Origin of the sequence: Paracoccus mangrovi, from assembly GCF_042648425.1 — a bacterium.
In the GTDB taxonomy this organism is placed as follows: domain Bacteria; phylum Pseudomonadota; class Alphaproteobacteria; order Rhodobacterales; family Rhodobacteraceae; genus Paracoccus; species Paracoccus mangrovi.
Map to the genome: position 1 here is coordinate 1 of NZ_JBHRXJ010000010.1, position 17,897 is coordinate 17,897.

At 66.1% G+C, this 17,897-nt stretch carries 17 protein-coding genes; 8 read left to right on the plus strand and 9 right to left on the minus strand.

What is annotated here, in order from left to right:
• Window positions 1-276: 276 nt before the first annotated feature.
• The 3 genes from ubiV to ubiT are packed head-to-tail and all read right to left on the minus strand — an operon-like array spanning window position 277 to window position 2,761.
• Window positions 277-1,215, minus strand: coding sequence for a ubiquinone anaerobic biosynthesis protein UbiV (gene ubiV, locus ACFOMH_RS13400; RefSeq protein ID WP_377745029.1), 939 nt, complete (start codon window positions 1,213-1,215; stop codon window positions 277-279).
• Window positions 1,216-1,220: 5 nt separating this feature from the next.
• Complete coding sequence (gene ubiU, locus ACFOMH_RS13405) at window positions 1,221-2,219, minus strand: ubiquinone anaerobic biosynthesis protein UbiU (RefSeq protein WP_377745031.1); 999 nt, start codon at window positions 2,217-2,219, stop codon at window positions 1,221-1,223.
• Window positions 2,220-2,230: 11 nt separating this feature from the next.
• Window positions 2,231-2,761: a ubiquinone anaerobic biosynthesis accessory factor UbiT gene (gene ubiT, locus ACFOMH_RS13410; protein WP_377745032.1), complete on the minus strand. Its 531-nt coding sequence runs from the start codon at window positions 2,759-2,761 to the stop codon at window positions 2,231-2,233.
• A gap of 312 nt (window positions 2,762-3,073) precedes the next feature.
• On the opposite strand from ubiT, the gene ACFOMH_RS13415 reads away from it, so the two are divergent.
• From ACFOMH_RS13415 to cueR, 4 genes are all read left to right on the plus strand, one after another.
• Window positions 3,074-3,268, plus strand: a complete 195-nt coding sequence (locus ACFOMH_RS13415) for a heavy-metal-associated domain-containing protein (protein ID WP_377745034.1) — start codon at window positions 3,074-3,076, stop codon at window positions 3,266-3,268.
• A gap of 12 nt (window positions 3,269-3,280) precedes the next feature.
• Entirely contained in the window at window positions 3,281-3,706 is a 426-nt protein-coding gene (gene copM, locus ACFOMH_RS13420) for a CopM family metallochaperone (protein WP_377745036.1), read from the plus strand.
• 206 nt (window positions 3,707-3,912) lie between these two features.
• Window positions 3,913-6,393, plus strand: a complete 2,481-nt coding sequence (locus tag ACFOMH_RS13425; RefSeq protein WP_377745038.1) for a heavy metal translocating P-type ATPase — start codon at window positions 3,913-3,915, stop codon at window positions 6,391-6,393.
• A 51-nt stretch (window positions 6,394-6,444) separates the two neighbouring features.
• Window positions 6,445-6,879, plus strand: coding sequence for a Cu(I)-responsive transcriptional regulator (cueR, locus tag ACFOMH_RS13430; protein WP_374422014.1), 435 nt, complete (start codon window positions 6,445-6,447; stop codon window positions 6,877-6,879).
• A gap of 16 nt (window positions 6,880-6,895) precedes the next feature.
• Here cueR and miaB read toward each other — a convergent pair whose 3' ends face one another.
• Together miaB and ACFOMH_RS13440 are read right to left on the minus strand one after the other, a co-directional pair.
• A complete protein-coding gene (miaB, locus tag ACFOMH_RS13435) occupies window positions 6,896-8,221 on the minus strand; it encodes a tRNA (N6-isopentenyl adenosine(37)-C2)-methylthiotransferase MiaB (RefSeq protein WP_377745266.1) in 1,326 nt (441 codons plus the stop codon).
• A 66-nt stretch (window positions 8,222-8,287) separates the two neighbouring features.
• A complete protein-coding gene (locus ACFOMH_RS13440) occupies window positions 8,288-9,991 on the minus strand; it encodes an amidohydrolase family protein (RefSeq protein ID WP_377745041.1) in 1,704 nt (567 codons plus the stop codon).
• Window positions 9,992-10,127: 136 nt separating this feature from the next.
• Between ACFOMH_RS13440 and ACFOMH_RS13445 the strand changes: the two genes are divergently transcribed.
• Window positions 10,128-11,489: an aminotransferase gene (locus ACFOMH_RS13445; protein ID WP_377745043.1), complete on the plus strand. Its 1,362-nt coding sequence runs from the start codon at window positions 10,128-10,130 to the stop codon at window positions 11,487-11,489.
• A gap of 30 nt (window positions 11,490-11,519) precedes the next feature.
• Here the strand turns inward: ACFOMH_RS13445 and ACFOMH_RS13450 are convergent, their stop codons facing one another.
• Entirely contained in the window at window positions 11,520-11,789 is a 270-nt protein-coding gene (locus ACFOMH_RS13450; RefSeq protein WP_374422008.1) for a DUF3572 domain-containing protein, read from the minus strand.
• A 114-nt stretch (window positions 11,790-11,903) separates the two neighbouring features.
• Here ACFOMH_RS13450 and ACFOMH_RS13455 point away from each other — a divergent pair, with 114 nt between their 5' ends.
• The 3 genes from ACFOMH_RS13455 (at window position 11,904) to ACFOMH_RS13465 (ending at window position 14,596) form a co-directional block, all read left to right on the plus strand.
• Window positions 11,904-13,292, plus strand: a complete 1,389-nt coding sequence (locus tag ACFOMH_RS13455; protein WP_377745046.1) for a diguanylate cyclase — start codon at window positions 11,904-11,906, stop codon at window positions 13,290-13,292.
• 174 nt (window positions 13,293-13,466) lie between these two features.
• On the plus strand, window positions 13,467-13,889 hold the full coding sequence (locus tag ACFOMH_RS13460) for a DUF983 domain-containing protein (RefSeq protein WP_377745048.1): 423 nt from the start codon (window positions 13,467-13,469) through the stop codon (window positions 13,887-13,889).
• A 53-nt stretch (window positions 13,890-13,942) separates the two neighbouring features.
• Window positions 13,943-14,596 carry an NUDIX domain-containing protein gene (locus ACFOMH_RS13465; RefSeq protein WP_377745050.1) on the plus strand — a complete coding sequence of 218 codons (654 nt, stop codon included), beginning with the start codon at window positions 13,943-13,945 and terminating at the stop codon, window positions 14,594-14,596.
• A gap of 10 nt (window positions 14,597-14,606) precedes the next feature.
• On the opposite strand, the gene ACFOMH_RS13470 is transcribed toward ACFOMH_RS13465, so the two are convergent.
• The 3 genes from ACFOMH_RS13470 to ACFOMH_RS13480 form a co-directional block, all read right to left on the minus strand.
• Window positions 14,607-15,380, minus strand: coding sequence for an enoyl-CoA hydratase-related protein (locus ACFOMH_RS13470; protein WP_377745051.1), 774 nt, complete (start codon window positions 15,378-15,380; stop codon window positions 14,607-14,609).
• 66 nt (window positions 15,381-15,446) lie between these two features.
• The gene (locus tag ACFOMH_RS13475) at window positions 15,447-15,902 is read right to left on the minus strand and encodes a cytochrome c-type biogenesis protein (protein WP_377745053.1); all 456 of its coding nucleotides are present in this window, start codon (window positions 15,900-15,902) and stop codon (window positions 15,447-15,449) included.
• Window positions 15,903-15,907: 5 nt separating this feature from the next.
• Window positions 15,908-17,869: a heme lyase CcmF/NrfE family subunit gene (locus tag ACFOMH_RS13480; protein WP_377745055.1), complete on the minus strand. Its 1,962-nt coding sequence runs from the start codon at window positions 17,867-17,869 to the stop codon at window positions 15,908-15,910.
• Between the last annotated feature and the right edge of the window lie 28 nt (window positions 17,870-17,897).

Below are 17,897 nucleotides of genomic sequence, written 5' to 3' on the forward strand. Positions count from 1 at the left end.
AATCAGCTGGCCATAATGTTCGCAGGGCGTTTCGACGCCTGACCGTATCTGAAAACCGCATGGGCCCGGTCAGATACACAGAGTTTCGGATACTCCCTTTGCAAGCGTTCCCCGCGAGCATCAGATCCATTCATGACCCCCGCGACCTCATCGGCGCGGGGCCGCCGCCATCGGGGTCATCAACCGATCACGCCATCAATCGCAAGACTTTCACGCACATACCGCGCGCGACCGTCACACGACAGCCCCCTCGCCACCAACCGCCCCGTCGGCCCCTTATGTCCGCAGGGCCTCGAATTCCGCGTTGCGGGCATTCGCGGCCATCCTGCGATAGCCGGCGGTGCCGTAATAAAAGCCATTGCTGAAGGCCACTTCACCGCACAGATCGGAAAGCCGGGCCTCGGCCTCGGCCACGGACAGCGTTTTGTCGAGGCCCGCGCGAAACAGCCCGGCCACCGCGACCATATCCACCGCCTGCGGCATCAGGCGCAGATGCGTCACCCCGCAGTCGGTCAGCGCCTCGGCCTCGGGCAACAGATCGACATAGCTTTCCGATTGCGTCTGGATCCCGTTCACCCGCAGGATCGGGCTGTCATCACGGGTCCGCAGCGCCATCCCGTCGGGATCTTCTTCACAGACGAACTGGCAATTATCCTTGGTCCGGTTATGCGCCCGGGCGTGATAACAGCGCGCCGAAACGGCCAGCGATGCGCGCCCAAAGACCTGAACCTCGACCGCCAGCCCCAGCGCGCGGGCCGCCTCGGACGCGATGGCGATCGCTCCGGCGGGCAATTCGGTCGGCAGACAGATGTGGGTCGCGCCCTGACTGGCCAGCCAGGCGATCGTCGCCTCGTTATAGGCATTCATGAAGGGGCCGATTCGATGGGGCCGCCCGCCCCGCGCGTAAAGCCCGGCGGCGTTGTTGATCTCGATCTCGGGGCTGTCCATGGCGGCCAGATCCTCGGTCGCCTTGCGTTCGCGTTTCAGCATGACCTCGGCCAGGGTCGAAATGATCACCTGTTTGCCGCCGCGCTGCAAACGCTCGATGATCCCGGTCAGGTCCGGCTCGTGAAAGGGCGCGCGTTTGGAACAGATCACCTCGCCCAGATAGACGTCGTCGATGGGGGCCTCATCGGCGATGCGGGCATAGAAATCGCGCCGCATCTCGGCGGACCAGTGATAGGCAATCGGACCCAGTGTCAGTTTCGCCGTCATTTTCATCACCGCCATTTCTTGGTTTCGAATGCGCCCTGGGTCTGTTTCTGCCCCTCGGTCAGGGCGACCAGATCGGCGATATTGGCCGTACGGCCGGCGCGGATATCGTCGACCGCCTGCCGAAAGGCCGAGACCACGTTGCGCACATAGGATTTCGAACGCTGCCGGCCCTCGATCTTGAAGGCGTGAACGCCGGCCTCGATCAGTTCGGGCAAAAGCCGCGACAGATTCAGGCTGATCGGTTCCTCAAAGGCGTAATAGCCGTCGGGCCGGTGCGGCGCGGTATAGCGGCCCTTGCAGATGGTCGGATAGCCCGCCATCTCGCCCGGCTCAAAGCGGTCGATGGTAAAGCCCGCAAGCCGCGACGACATCGCGCCATCCGCTTCCTTTCGGTATTCGACATCGGATGCGGGCGAACAGACGCCGTCCATATTGGTCGATTGCCCGGTCAGGTAATTGGTCAGGCTGCACCGCCCCTCGACCATCAGCCCGTGATTGCCAAAGATGAAGGTCTCGATCTCGCAGGGGATTTCGCGGCGGATCTGGCGGATTTCAGGGATGGTGAGGATGCGCGGCAAGACCACGCGCCGGACCCCGAAATTTTCGCAGTAATAGCGGATCGCCTCGGGGCTTGAGGCGGCGGCCTGTACCGACAGATGCAGCCGCATCCCGGGATGGGTGCGCGCGATGTAATCGGCCACCCCCATATCGGCGACGATAAAGGCATCGACCCCGATCCTTGCGCCGATATCGGCCGCCTGTCGCCACAGATCCAGCTTGCCCGCCGGCGGATAGGTGTTAAGCGCCAAAAGCACCTTGGCCGAACGGGCATGGGCATAGGCCACGGCCTCGGCCATCTCGTCGGGGGTGAAGTTCAGCCCCGGAAAATTGCGTGCATTCGTCGCATCCTGAAATCCGCAATAGACCGCGTCGGCCCCCGCATCGACGGCGGTTCGCAGGGCGGCCGGGGTTCCGGCGGGACAGATCAGTTCGGCAAGGCTCATGGGGCGCGTTCCTATGCGGCGGGAATGGTGGCGTAGCGGCGGCGCAGATGGGCAAGCAGCGCCCGTCCCGGCCGGCCGAACATCCCGGCCGCCTCTTCGGCGACCGAACCGTCCATATCGTCCAGGGCATTGCGCAGGCGCACCACCGCCTCGGTATCGCCGGTCACCTCAAGATCGCGGGAAAAGAAGGCCGCATCGCCATCCTCTTCGGCGTCCAGCAGCTCTAGCAGCAGCAAAAACCGCCCCCGGATCGTGGCCCCCGCGACCGGCAGCGCATCGCGCGGCACCGCCCGCAGGACCAGCGCCTGCGGATCGGGCCGCAGATGCAGGGCAAAGGGCAATTCGATGGGATCGATGACGAAATCCGTCGCCTGATGCGCGCCAAGACGCGAAAACAGCGAGGGATGCCTTGCCGCAACACGGCGGACGATGCGCGACAGGATCGGCTGAACCACGGCACAGGCAAGGCGGCTGACGGGGCGGCTGACGGGACCACCGCTTCGGACACCGGGTGCCGGGGCGGGGTTGGGGCTGGACGTCATCACGGATCCTTTCCGACCGCCGGAAAGCCTGTGCGGCCGCGACCGCATGGCTTTCCGCATGGGTGATCTGAATTTCGGCGACCGGCCTATCAGCCGCGCACCATCCCGTAAACATTGCCCCCATGCGACATTTTCGCCCGCGCGCCGGCTTTCCGCGCGCCTGTCGCACCCGGATGGAAAGGCGGGCGCCGGGTCTTGGGCAGCATGGCGGTTCCCCGCCCATGGCGCGGGAAAACCGCATTCCCACCCTTGACCTTACAACGGTGGCAAGCCCCATCTTGATGTCCACCAGGCTGCACAAGGAGGCTTTTCTTGAAACTGCATATCGACAACATGACCTGCGGCGGCTGCGTGCGCGCGGTCACCAGGACGATCACCCAGCTTGACGACAAGGCCGCGATCGAGGCCGATCCCGAAAGCCGGACCGTGATCCTTGAGACCACCGCGACCGGCGCCGATGTGATCCGCGCGCTGGAAGGTGCGGGCTTTGACGCCCGCCCCGCCTGAGGAATGCGGCACATGAACAAGCTGACACCGATTTTCATCGCCGGCGCACTGGCGGTTTCGGCAGGGCTCGCCATCGCGCAAAGCCAGATGGCCGGTGACGCGCCCGCCGCGCAAACCCAGAGTACGGGCCACGATATGGGTCACGGCGCAGCCCATGATATGGGTCAGATGGCGATGGCCGACGCGCCCTCGACCCGGGCCTATGTTCAGGCGATGGACAAGATGCACGGGGACATGGCGGTCGAATATACGGGTGATGCCGATATCGACTTCATGCGCGGCATGATCCCCCATCACCAGGGGGCCATCGACATGGCAAAGGTGGTGCTGGAATACGGCAAGGACCCGCAGGTGCGCCAGCTGGCCCAAGAGGTGATCGCCGCGCAGGAACGCGAAATCGCCATGATGCAGGACTGGCTCAAGGCGCATGGCAACTAAGCCCTGATCATCCGCCACGACCTTCGGGGCCGGTATGCCAATGCCGGCCCCGCGCATGTCCGGGCGTTGAATATCCGCGCCGGCGACCCCAGATTCCCATCATCGGAAGGTTTCTGCCCGCCGGGTGAAAATAGGTCTTGACCTTCCCACCGCTGGAATCCCCATATCCCTTGCCTGACCTTGAACCGAAAGGAAAGGAGGCGGCCATGAACGCACCCACCCGCAACAGCAACGGCAATTCCGTCACCCTGACCCTGCCCATCGAGGGCATGACCTGCGCATCCTGCGTGGGCCGGGTGGAACGCGCCCTGAAAGAGGTGCCGGGGGTTTCAGACGCGGTGGTCAATCTTGCGACCGAACGCGCGGCGATCACCGGAAAGGCGGCGCTTGACCGCCCGCGGCTGGTCGCCGCAATCGAGAATGCAGGCTATGGCGTGCCCGCCCCGTCCGGTGCGGTCGAGCTTTCGGTGCGGGGCATGACCTGCGCATCCTGCGTGGGCCGGGTGGAGCGCGCGCTTCGCGCCGTGCCGGGCGTCAGCGACGCGGCGGTCAACCTTGCGACCGAGCGGGCGACGGTTCAGGGCTCGGCCGACACGGCCAGCCTGATCGCCGCCATTGCCGATGCCGGCTATGAGGCCGCGCCGGTCGGGCAAGGCCAAGCCGAACGCCAGAGCACCGATCAGCGCAAGGATGCCGAGGAACGCGCGCTCCGGCGCGACTTCATTCTGGCGCTGGTGCTGACGCTGCCGGTCTTTCTGCTGGAAATGGGCACGCATCTGATCCCCGGCATGCATGCCCTGATCGACCGCAGCATCGGCATGCAGAACAGCTGGTATCTGCAATTCGCGCTGACCACGCTGGTGCTGTTCGTGCCCGGCATCCGCTTTTACGAAAAGGGCTTGCCGGCGTTGTGGCGCCGGGCGCCGGACATGAATTCGCTGGTCGCCGTCGGCTCGCTTGCGGCTTACGGCTATTCGCTGGTGGCGACCTTTGCGCCCGCCCTGCTGCCGCCCGGCACGATCAATGTCTATTACGAGGCGGCGGCGGTCATTGTCACGCTGATCCTGCTGGGCCGGCTGCTTGAGGCCCGCGCCAAGGGCCGCACCTCCGAGGCGATCAGGCGGCTGGTCCGTCTTCAGGCGAAAACCGCGCGGGTGCGCCGCGACGGGGGATCCGTCGATGTGCCGGTCGAAACCGTCACCACCGGCGATATCGTCGAGGTCCGCCCGGGCGAGCGCATCCCCGTCGATGGCCAGCTGACCGAGGGCGAAAGCTATGTCGACGAGGCGATGATCACCGGCGAGCCGGTCCCGGTGGCCAAAACCCCCGGCAGCCCGGTTACCGGCGGCACCGTGAACCAGAAAGGCGCCTTTGCCTTTCGCGCCACCGCCGTCGGCGGCGATACCGTGCTTTCGCAAATCATCCGCATGGTCGAAGAGGCACAGGGATCGAAACTGCCGATTCAGGCGCTGGTCGACCGGGTGACCATGTGGTTCGTCCCCGCCGTCATGGTGGTCGCCGCACTGACGTTTCTGGTCTGGCTGGTCCTTGGTCCCTCGCCCGCGCTCAGCTTTGCGCTGGTCAATGCGGTGGCAGTGCTGATCATCGCCTGCCCCTGCGCGATGGGTCTGGCGACGCCCACCTCAATCATGGTGGGCACCGGGCGCGGCGCGGAACTGGGCGTGCTGTTTCGCAAGGGCGAGGCCCTGCAACTGCTGAAAGACGCGCGTGTCGTCGCGCTGGACAAGACCGGCACCCTGACCGAGGGGCGGCCCGCGCTGACCGATCTCGAACTTGCGCCGGGCTTTGAGCGCGGCGCGGTGCTGGCGCGGGTCGCGGCGGTCGAGGACAAGTCCGAACACCCCATCGCCCGCGCCATCGTCGATGCGGCGGCGGCCGAGCAGCTTACCCTGCCCGCCATTTCCGAATTCACCTCTGTCACCGGCTTTGGCGTTCGGGCCATGGTCGTGGGCCAGCGGGTCGAGATCGGGGCGGATCGCTATATGAGCCAGCTGGGGCTGGATGTGGCGCCCTTTGCCGCCACCGCCGAGCGCCTCGCGGCCGAGGGAAAATCGCCGCTTTACGCCGCCATCGACGGCCGGCTGGCCGCGATCATCGCGGTGGCCGACCCGATCAAGCCCGCGACGCCCGCCGCGATCCGGGCGCTGCACGATCTTGGCCTGAAGGTGGTGATGATCACCGGCGACAATGTCCGAACCGCAGGCGCCATCGCCACCCGGCTTGGCATCGACGATGTCGTGGCCGAGGTCCTGCCCGATGGCAAGGTCGAGGCGATCCGCCGGCTCAGGTCCGAATATGGCAAGCTGGCCTTTGTCGGCGACGGCATCAACGACGCGCCCGCGCTGGCCGAGGCGGATGTGGGGCTGGCCATCGGCACCGGCACCGATATCGCCATCGAGACGGCGGATGTGGTGTTGATGTCGGGCAGCCTGCAAGGCGTGCCCAATGCCATCGCGCTGTCCAAGGCGACGATCGGCAATATCCGGCAGAACCTGTTCTGGGCCTTTGCCTATAACGTCGCGCTGATCCCGGTGGCGGCGGGGGTGCTTTATCCGGCCTTCGGGATACTGCTGTCGCCGGTCTTTGCGGCGGGGGCGATGGCGCTGTCCTCGGTCTTTGTGCTGGGGAACGCGCTGCGCCTGCGCCGTTTTCAACCGGCCACCTGATCCTCTGCGCGGCCCCGTCACGGGGCCGGCCCACCACAAGGAGATCACGTCATGAATATCGGTCAGGCCGCGAAATCCTCGGGGGTTTCGGCCAAGATGATCCGCTATTACGAACAGACCGGGCTGATCCCGCCCGCCGACCGCAAGGCCTCGGGCTATCGCGATTATTCGGACCGGGATGTGCATATGCTGCGCTTTATCCGCCGGGCGCGCGATCTGGGCTTTTCGGTGGCCGAGATCGCGGCGCTGCTGGAATTGTGGCGCGACAAATCCCGCCAGAGCAGCGAGGTCAGGCGCATCGCCAGCGACCATATCGCCACCCTTGAGGACAAGATCCGCGACATGCAGGATATGGCGGCGACGCTCAGGGATCTGGTGCAATCCTGCCGGGGCGATCATCGCGCCGAATGCCCGATCCTCGAACGGCTGGAAACCGACCCGCCGGACGAGGATCTGACCATCCGCCCCCGCAGCGGCGCGGTTTAGGCCGCGCGGCCGGGGTTCAGGTCAAAAGCTCGCCGGCCAGCGAATTCGGCGCGCTATGGGTGATGCGCACCCGCACCAGATCGCCGACGCGAGCCTCGGGCGCCTCGACAAAGACCGCGTGCAGATAGTCGGATTTGCCGACCATCTGCCCCGGCAGCCTGCCCGGCTTTTCAAAGAGCACGCCCAGCTCGCGGCCGACCATGCCCTCTTGCGCGGCCTTTTGCTGACTGGTCAGCAGGGCCTGCAATTCCTGCAAACGGGCATCGGCCACCGCATCATCGACCAGCGGGCGGTCATAGGCGGGCGTGCCCGGACGCGGCGAATATTTAAAGCTGAAGGCGGTGCCAAAGCCCACGCGCGCCACCAGATCCAGCGTGTCGCGATGATCCTGATCGGTCTCGCCGGGGAAACCCACGATGAAATCGCTGGTCAGCATGATATCGGGCCGCGCCTCGCGGATGCGGTCGATCAGGCGCAGATATTCCGCCACCGTATGCTTGCGGTTCATCGCTTTCAGGATGCGGTCGCTGCCCGATTGCACCGGCAGATGCAGATAGGGCATCAGCTTCGGCTCATCGCGATGGGCGGCGATCAGGTCGTCGGCCATATCGTTGGGATGACTGGTCGTATAGCGGATGCGGTCCAGCCCGTCGATTTCGGCCAGCGCGCGGATCAGCCGGCCAAAGCCCCATTCGCCGCCATCCGGCCCCTCGCCATGCCAGCCATTGACGTTCTGGCCCAAAAGCGTGATCTCGCGCACCCCGCGCGCGATCAGATCGCGCGCCTCGGTCAGAATGCGCGACACCGGGCGCGAGACCTCGGCCCCACGGGTATAGGGCACGACGCAAAAGGCGCAGAACTTGTCGCAGCCTTCCTGCACGGTCAGGAACGCGGCCGGCGCGCGGCGGGTGGCGGCGGGCCGGGGCAGATGCTCGAACTTGTCCTCGGCGGGAAACTCGGTATCGACGCCGCCGCCGGCACGGACCATGGCGGGCAGCCGGTGATAGGCCTGCGGCCCCACGACCAGATCGACGATCGGCATCCGGCGCTGGATTTCCTCGCCCTCGGCCTGGGCCACGCAGCCGGCGACCCCGATTTTCAGGTCCGGCCGTTCGGATTTCAGCGGCTTCAGCCGGCCAAGGTCGGAATAAAGCTTTTCAGCCGCCTTTTCGCGGATATGACAGGTGTTGAGCAACACCATATCCGCCTCGGCCTGATTGTCGGTCAGGCTATAGCCTTCGGCGCCCATGGCCTCGGCCATGCGCTGGCTGTCATAGACATTCATCTGACAGCCATAGGTCTTGATGAAAAGCTTTTTCGGCGCCGTCGCTGAGTTGGTCATGGTCATGTCTCGGGATTGGTCCGCGCCCTATAGCGCATGGGCGCGCGAAAGCAAAGCGCAGGGCATTCAGGCGGCGAAATTGCCGCGCCAGACCACGTTGTCGGCAAAGAACGCGCCAAGCCGATCATGCTGCTTGCGACCCGGGCCAAGGATGAAATCGAGGGCATTGCCGCCCATCATCGCGTCGAACCGCGCCGGATCGGGATAAAGCGCGCGGGCGAATTCCTCCATACCGCGCAGATAGGCGTTAAAGCCCGGCTCGCGCGCGATCATCGTCCAGTCCGAACCGTAAAGAATGCGCCGCGCGAACAAGGCTGGATCGCCGCTAAGCGCGGCCAGCTCACGCAGGCGGGTGATCGCGGCGGGGCGCTCGGCGGTCGCCAGCGTGACCTCGGTCCAATAGCCGGTGTCGAACCAGACCTGCCGGCCCGCGCCCATCATCTGGGCGATCACCGCCAGCCAGTCGCGCTCGGGCCGGATCCCGCAGACGGTCGGGACCGATCCGATGTCATGGGCGGCGCCGAAATGCCCGGCATGGGACAGGTTCAACCGCAGCGCCGGATAGCGTTCCAGCACCCGGCGCCAATAGACCGGCGAGGCATAGGCCCCGGCCCCCCTTGCCGCCGCCATGCTGTCATTGGCATGGGCCTGAATGGGAACCTCTTCGGCGGCGCACCAGGCGTAAAGCTGATCCAGCGCGCGGTCGATCTGCGCGCCGGTGACGCCCGTCGGATAGCGCGAATGCCCAAAGCCGATGCCGTCATTGCAGGTCGCGCGAAACCCCATCGGCGGGTAAAGCTTGACCCCGGCAAAGCCTTGCCGGGCGATCGCCCCTTGCACGCGCCGCAGGGTCTGCGGCCCTTCGACCACCGCCCGCAGCGGGCAAAACGGCGCGAAATTCAGGATCAGCGTGTCCTTGCGTTCCCGGGCGATGGCCGACATCACCGCGATCTGCGCATCTTGCGGCGACAGCCAGCCGGCATCCTCGGCGCGCGAATCCAGCCAATATTCCAGATCGACCAGCGAGGCGACAAAGATCTGGATGCGCTTGCCGCCATCACCGCCGTAAAGGCGGATCACCTCGGCCAGCAGGTCGCGACACCCGCGCGTCAAGAGCCCTGCCCATTGGATCGTCGAAATCAGCGACGATGGCGACAGCACGGCGCGCCTGCGCGCCGCGGACGGCGCGGCCATCGCCGATGCCGCCGGTCCCTCATAGATCAGCGCGGCCAGCGCGGCGCCGTCGATCCCGGCCTCTGGGGGGGCCGTGCGGCGCATCGCCCGGGCCCCGAGATCGGGCAGCGGCTCGCCGCTGGCCTCGGCCTGGATCATCGCCAGCAGCAAGGCGTCGTCATCGGACATGTCGGGCGATGCCATCCGCGCCGTGGTCCGGGCGCCGCCGGCACCGCGAAACGCGTCTATGCCCATCGCGACGCTGCGTTGGTCATCGGCGCGCCCGCGCGGCGCGATGCCCCCCAACTCCTGACGCGCCGAGGGCGTCCCCATCCGCAGGATATCGAGCAGCAGCCGCATCAGGCTGTTCACCGGCACACCGCCAGGCAGCGGCGTACCCTCGCCCCCGAGAACGACCTGCTTCAAAAATCCATAGGCGGGCACGTCGCGGCCGTTGAAAAGGTGGATATGCGCATCGACACCCAGATCCAGCGGATGCGAAAGCGCCACCGGATCCGGCGGCGTATAGCACCCCGATACCATGCCCGCCATGCCGCCCAGAAACAACCGCCGGTCCATCATCGAAAACCCCGTCACGCGCTTGCATTCACCTGACGATAACCCAGAATCACAAGGCTTTCACCCATTGCGCGATCCTGCGCGCCTGCACCCCATTGAACGCCGCCCGGCACCCCGATAGCCTGCGTCCGATCCTGATCACGGAGTCTGTGCCATGAACCAACCGCAAAGCTGGGAAGCCCGCGCCGAGGAATATTCCCTTTACGGATTCACCGACATGCCCTCGGTCCATCAGCGCGGCACGGTGGTGCTGACCCATGGCGAGGGGCCCTATGTGGTCGATGTCCATGGCCGCCGCTATCTGGACGCGAATTCGGGGCTGTGGAACATGGTCGCGGGCTTTGACCACAAGGGGCTGATCGAGGCCGCGCAGGCGCAATATGCGCGTTTCCCCGGCTATCATTCGTTCTTTGGCCGCATGTCCGACCAGACGGTGATGCTGTCGGAAAAGCTGGTCGAGGTGTCGCCCTTCTCGACGGGCAAGGTGTTTTACACCAATTCGGGGTCCGAGGCGAATGACACCATGGTCAAGATCCTGTGGTTCCTGCATGCCCAGGAAGGCAAGCCGCAGAAACGCAAGATCTTGACGCGCTGGAACGCCTATCACGGCGTCACCGCCGTGTCGGCCAGCATGACCGGCAAGCCCTATAACTCGGTCTTCGGGCTGCCGCTGGATGGTTTTCTTCACCTGACCTGTCCGCATTACTGGCGTTTCGGCGCGGCCGGCGAAACCGAGGAACAATTCGTCCAGCGCCTCGCCCGCGAGCTTGAGGACACCATTACCCGCGAGGGCGCCGACACCATCGCCGGCTTCTTTGCCGAGCCGGTGATGGGCGCGGGTGGCGTCATCCCGCCGGCCAAGGGCTATTTCCAGGCGATCCTGCCGATCCTGCGCAAGCACGACATCCCGATGATCTCGGACGAGGTGATCTGCGGCTTCGGGCGCACCGGCCAGACCTGGGGCTGCCAGACCTATGACTACATGCCCGATGCGATCATCTCGTCCAAGAACCTGACCGCCGGCTTTTTCCCGATGGGTGCGGTGATTCTGGGCGGGGATCTGGCCCACCGCGTCGAAGCGGCCGTCGAGGCGATCGAGGAATTTCCGCATGGCTTTACCGCCTCGGGCCATCCGGTCGGCTGCGCCATCGCGCTGAAAGCGATCGACGTGGTGATGAACGAAGGTCTGGCCGATAACGTCAACCGCCTTGCCCCGCGTTTCGAGGACGGGCTGAAGCGATTGGCGGAAAAGGAAAATATTGGCGAATATCGCGGCGTGGGCTTCATGTGGGCGCTTGAGGCCGTGCGCGACAAGGCGACGAAAACCCCGTTCGAGGGCAATCTGTCGGTCAGCGAACGCATCGCCAATACCTGCACCGATCTGGGCCTGATCTGTCGCCCGCTGGGTCAGTCGGTGGTGCTCTGCCCGCCCTTCATCCTGACCGAGGGCCAGATGGACGAGATGTTCGAAAAGCTGGAGCAGGCGCTCGACAAGGTTTTCGCCGAGGTCGCCTGACCGGCGCCCGAACGACCGTGCCGGCGGCCCCTACCAGGGGTCGCCCCCGCCAAGGACCGCGCGCGCCATCTGCACCCGCTCGGGGCGGATGCCGGCGCCTGCGGCGAAATCCAGAACGCGCTGATCCTGTTCCAGCAGGAAATCCAGAACGAAGACCGGGAATTCCGGCCGCGCTGCCATGGCACGCAGACCCGCAACGTCGCTGCCCGATTGCGCCAGAAGCGCCATCACCAGCTCCGCATCCGCCGCGATATGCTCAAAGCCCCTGTCCGCGATGCCGCGCGCCTCGTGTTCCGTCATTCTTTTCCCACATTTGTAATCGAGATTTCCAAAATCCTAACGGCTGGAAAGGATTTGTTAACCATTGCCCGGCAGGATGCGACCCTAGGCAACAGCTGTAAAGCGGGCATTCGCATGGTAGGACGCATTCTTGTCGTAGACGGTGTGCCGACCAATCGTATCACGATGAAGGTCCGGCTGCGTTCGGCCTGTTATGAGGTCGCGGTCGCCGCCTCGGCACAAGAGGCGCTGCGCATTGCGCGGCTGACCCATCCGCAGATGGTGCTGATCGGTCGCACGCTGCCCGACATGACCGGCCCGGCGCTGTGCCGGGAACTGCGCGCCCTGCCCTTTGGTGCGGATTTGCCGATCCTGATCCAGGCCGAGGGGCCGGACCGGGTCGCCGCGCTGCGCGCCGGCGGCTCGGCGCTGGTCGATCCCGATGGCGACGAGCTGACGCTTCTGGCGCGGATCCGCGGCCTTTTGCGCCACGAGGGCGAAATGGCCGCGCCGGCCGATGGCCTGGCCGAACAATCGGCGGAATTTCTGCACGATTCGCGCCCTCGCGCGACTTTCATCGCCAATCAGCCGGCCACCGCGCTTGGCTGGCGCCACGCCTTGCAGGAACTGGTCAGCTTTCGCATCATGGTCAGCGAGCCCGAACGCGCGCTGGCCGATGCCGCCGCCGGCCGGGCGCCCGATCTGTATCTGATCGCCGCCGATATCCAGCAACAGGGCGACGGGCTGCGCCTGCTGTCGGAACTGCGTTCGCGGCGCTATTCGCGCGAGGCGGGCTTTGTCGTCGTGCTGCGGCCCGAACGCGCCGACATGACGCCCGTGGCGCTGGATCTGGGCGCGGGCGATGTGCTGCCCTGGGACCTGGCCTCGGCCCGCATCGCGCCCGAGGCGGCGATCCGGCTTGACGCGCAGCTGGCCCGCAAGCATGAGGCCGACCGCCGCCGCCACGAGACCCAGCGCAATATGCGTTGGGCGATGACCGACCCCCTGACCGGGCTTTACAACCGCCGCTTTGCCTTTCCGCGCCTGCATGAAATGGCCGCCGAGGCCCGCGAGCAAAGCTGCGATCTGGCGGTGATCGTGCTGGATCTGGACCGTTTCAAACAGGTCAACGACCTGCATGGCCATGCGGCGGGCGATGCCGTGCTGGGCGATATCAGCGCGCGTCTGGCCGCGACCCTGCCCGAAGGGGCGCTTTTGGCCCGCATCGGCGGCGAGGAGTTTCTGGCCGTCCTGCCCGACAGCCCCGCCTCGGCCACGATGCGCATCGCCGAGAACATGCGTCTTGAGGTGATGTCGGCGCCGGTGCGCCTGCCGCCAGGCTGCGGCCGCAGCGAGGTCGCGGTGACCATCTCGGCGGGGATGGCGGTGCTTCCGGCATCGCATTCGCGGCTGATGCCGGCCGATCCCGACGCGCTGCTGGCCAGCGCCGATCACGCCCTGCTGGCGGCAAAGGCGGGGGGCCGCAACCGCATCGTCATGGCCGCGCGGACCGTCGCCGCCTGATCCGGCGGGCATGGTCCCGCCGCCACCCCTTGCCCATCCGCCACAGCGCCCGCACGAGCCCCCACAGACTGCGTTGCTTTGTCACAGGCGGACAGGCAGAATGCCTCTGTATCCGGCCTTTTTCGCCGCTGTCGCCACGCCTAAATATGGCGAGAACAGGAAAGGAATGCGCAAATGTCCCATGATCACGGGGCCCACCTGCCCGAGGAACGGCAGGTCAAACAGGCCATGCTGCGCGGCGCGCTTGGCCGCTGTCCGGCCTGCGGCAAGGGCAAGCTTTTCAGCGGCTATCTGAATGTGAATGCGACCTGCGCCCATTGCGGCGAGGATCTGCACCATCAACGCGCCGATGACGGGCCGGCCTATCTGACCATTCTGCTGGTGTCGCATCTGGGCGCGCCGCTGCTTTTGGCGATCTACATGATCTATCGGCCCTCGGCCATGTCGATGCTGATCGGATTCGGGCTGGGGGCGGTGGTGCTGTCGCTGTTCCTGCTGCCGCGCATCAAGGGGGCCTTTATCGGCTTTCAATGGGCGCGGCGGATGCATGGGTTCGGCGCGACGCCCCTTGCCCCGGCCGAGACGCCGAGCTCGTGACCGGCCCGCAACCCCAGAGCCCCGCCCCGCCCGCGATTCGCGATGCGGCAACGGTGATCGTCGTTGACCGCACCGATCCGCGCGGTGCCTCGGTGCTGATGGGGCAGCGCGGGGCCTCGGCGGCCTTCATGCCGTCGAAATATGTGTTTCCGGGCGGCGCGGTCGATGCCGAGGACGCGGATGCGGGACTTGCCCGGCCGCTGCGGCCCGACACGCATGCGCGGCTGGCCGCCGAGCCGCGCGGCGATGGCCCGGTCGCGCCACAGACGCTGGCCGCCGCCGCCCTGCGCGAACTGGCCGAGGAAACCGGCCTTTTGACCGGCCCGCCCGGCACCGCGCCACGGGGCTGGGACCATTATGCCAGGGCCGGTCTGTCGCCCGATGCCTCGGCGCTGATCTATCTGTTTCGGGCGATCACGCCCCCCGGACCGCCCCGGCGCTTTGATGCCCGCTTTCTGTTGCTGGACGCCGCGCATCTGCATGGCGACCGCCATGATTTCAGCGCCGCCTGCGACGAGCTTTCGCATCTGCATTGGGTCCCCATGCACGAGGCGCGGGCGCTGGATCTGCCCTTTATCACCGAGGTGGTGCTGGCCGAACTGGCGGCACTGGTCCGCGACAGTGCGGGCGGCCCGCTGCGTCAGCCCGCAGCGGTGCCCTTTTTCGACAATCGCGGAGGCGCGCCCCGCTTTACCCGCATCGAATGATGCGCGCGGCCTAGCTGCCGCAATACCGCGGCGCGCGCTTTTCCAGAAAGGCCGCGACGCCCTCGGAAAAGTCGCGGGTCGCGGCCAGACGCGTCTGGATCTGCGCCTCGACCGCCAGCTGCGCGGGCAGGTCATTGCCATCCGAGGCCCGCAGCGCATCGCGGATCGCCAGAAAGGCGGTGGTCGGCCCCTGTGCAAGATGGCGGGCGCGGGCCTCGATCACGGCCTCGAACTCGGCATCCGGCACCGCCTCCCAGATCAGGCCCCATTCGGCGGCGCGGGTCGCGGACACGGTCTCAGAGAAAAGCATCATCCCCATGGCGCGGGCCTGACCGACCAGACGCGGCACGATATGGGTGCCGCCGGCATCCGGGATCAGACCGATCCGGCTGAACGCCTGAACGAATTTGGCGCTTTCCCGGGCGATGACCACATCGGCGGCCAGCGCGATGCTGGCCCCGGCCCCCGCCGCGACCCCGTTCACGGCCGCGATGACCGGCACCGGGGCGTTCTGGATTGCAAGCACCATGGGTTCGTATTCGTCGCGCAGGATACGCCCGACATCCAGCCCGGTCGTACCATCGCTCAGGTCCTGACCCGAGCAAAAGGCCCGCTCACCCGCCCCGGTCAACACGACGCAGCGCGTCCCCTGCGGCAGGTCGCCCATCACCGCCGCGATTTCAAGGCGCATAGTGCTGTTCAACGCATTCATCACTTCGGGCCGGTTCAGCACCAGCCGCAGAATGCCGTCGGCATAGGTCACGTCGATTGTCTGAAAGCTCATCTATCCCCCCCATTGCTTTGCGGCACATTGCCCAAGCACCACGAGCGGGGAAAGCCCGACCTAACGTCAGTCGCGCATGATCCGGTCAAGCCGCGCCTTTTCCTCGGCGCTCAGCGCCTCGGCGCTGGCCTCGGCGCGGTTGCGCGAACGGATAAAGCGCAGCCCGGCAAACAGCGCCAGCATCAGCGTCACCGGCCCGGCCAGATACAGCACCCAATTGGCGCCCCGCGCCGGAGGCTCGAACAGGACGAATTCGCCAAAGCGGTCGGTCACGGCCGCGACCACCTCATCGTCGCTGTCGCCCGCGACCAGACGTTCGCGCAGATAAAGCCGCAGGTCGCGGCTGATCGGGGCGTTCGATTCGTCGATCGTCTCGCCCTGACAGACCGGACAGCGCAGCACCCGCGAAATGTCGCGGGCACGGGCCTCAAGCGCCGGATCCTCCAGCACTTCGTCGGGCTGGACGGCCAGCACCGGCAGGGCCGCGATGAACAGCGAAAGACACAGGATCAATGCGCGCATCGGCCCTACTCCGCGGGCTGGGGGGCTGCGGAGTGGCGCCGCGCGCCGGCCGCGACGCGATAGCGCCGGTCCGACAGGCTGACCAGCCCGCCAATCGCCATCAGCGCGCTGCCCAGCCAGATCCAGCTGGCAAAGGGCTTGATATATGTGCGCACCGCCCAGCCGCCATCCTGTTGCTGATCGCCGATCACCAGATAGAGATCGCGAAACAGACCGTTCTGGATCGCGGCCTCGGTCGTGGGCATGACCTGCACGGCATAGACGCGCTTTTCGGGATGCAACAGGGCGATCTGGCGGCCGTCGCGGTTGACGCGCATGGTCGCGGTCACCGCGCTATAGTTGGGGCCGGGCAGTTCCTCGACCGCGTCCAGCGTGATGTCATAGCCCGCCACGGCAAAGGTGTCGCCGATGCGGACGGTGCGGATATCCTCGACCTGCCACGCCATCAACAGGCTGACGCCGATAAAGGTCACGCCCAGCCCGGCATGGGCCAGCGCCTTGCCCCAATCGGCACGCGGCAGGCGGCCGAGCCGCGACCAGCCCGAGCTGCCGGTGCGCAGCCACAGCTCGGCCACAGCCCCCGCGATCAGCCAGCTGCCCAGCCCCGCCCCGATCACCGCAAGCGCGGAATGCCCGGTCGACACGGCAAAGACCAAAAGCATGACCGCCGCCGCAAAGATCAGCGCGCCGCGCAACGGATGCAGCGCACGCATCAGCTTGCCCCGCTTCCACGGCAGGATCGCCCCGATCGGCAGGATCAGCGCCAGCGCCACCATGAAGGGCGTGAACGCCTTTTCAAAAAAGGGCGCGCCCACGGAAAGCTTGCGGTCCCATGCCATTTCGGCAACCAGCGGCCAGACCGTGCCGATAAAGACCACGAATGCCGACACCGCCAACAGGATATTGTTCAGCACCAATGCCCCTTCGCGCGAGACGGGCGCAAAGACGCCCTTGGCCTGCATCACCCCCGCCCGGACCGAAAACAGCAACAGGGCGCCGCCCACGAAAAATGCCAGGATCGCCAGGATGAAAATCCCCCGCTCGGGATCGCTGGCAAAGCTGTGGACCGAGGTGATGACGCCCGAACGCACGATAAAGGTGCCGATGAGCGAAAAGCCGAATGCCAGAATCGCCAGAAGGATCGTCCAGCTTTTCAGCACCTCGCGCTTTTCGACGACGATGGCCGAATGCAAAAGCGCCGCCGCCAGAAGCCAGGGCATGAAGCTTGCGTTTTCCACCGGGTCCCAGAACCAGAACCCGCCCCAGCCCAGCTCGTAATAGGCCCACCACGATCCCAGCGCGATGCCGATGGTCAGAAACATCCAGGCCGCAAGCGTCCAGGGCCGGACCCAGCGCGCCCATGCCGCGTCCACGCGCCCCTCGATCAGGGCGGCGACAGCAAAGCTGAAGGCCATCGAAAGCCCGACATAGCCCAGATAGAGGAATGGCGGGTGAAAGGCCAAACCCGGATCCTGCAACAGCGGGTTGAGGTCGCGCCCGTCAAAAGGCGGGCTGTCCAACCGCACGAACGGGTTCGAGGTGAACAGGATAAAGGCCAAAAACGCCGCGCCGATGGCCGCCTGCACCGACAGCACCCGCGCCCGCAGGCTGGGCGGCAGATTGGCGTCAAAGCTCGCCGCCGCCGCCCCGAAAAGCGACAGGATCAGCACCCAAAGCAGCATTGAGCCTTCATGATTGCCCCAGACCCCGGAAATCTTATAGAGCAACGGCTTGGCGGTATGCGAATTCTCATAGACCAGCTTGACCGAGAAATCCGAACTGACAAAGGCCATGGTCAAGGCGGCAAAGGAAATGCCGATCAGGCCGAATTGCGCCAGCGCCGCCGGCCGGGCGGAATCGATCCAGCCGCTCCAGCCCTTTTGAGCGCCGATCATCGGGACGATCATCTGGAAAATCGCCACCGCAAGGGCAAGAATCAGGGCGAAATGGCCGATTTCGGCATTCATGGGCTTCCTCCGGGTGGCTGGCCGGAAG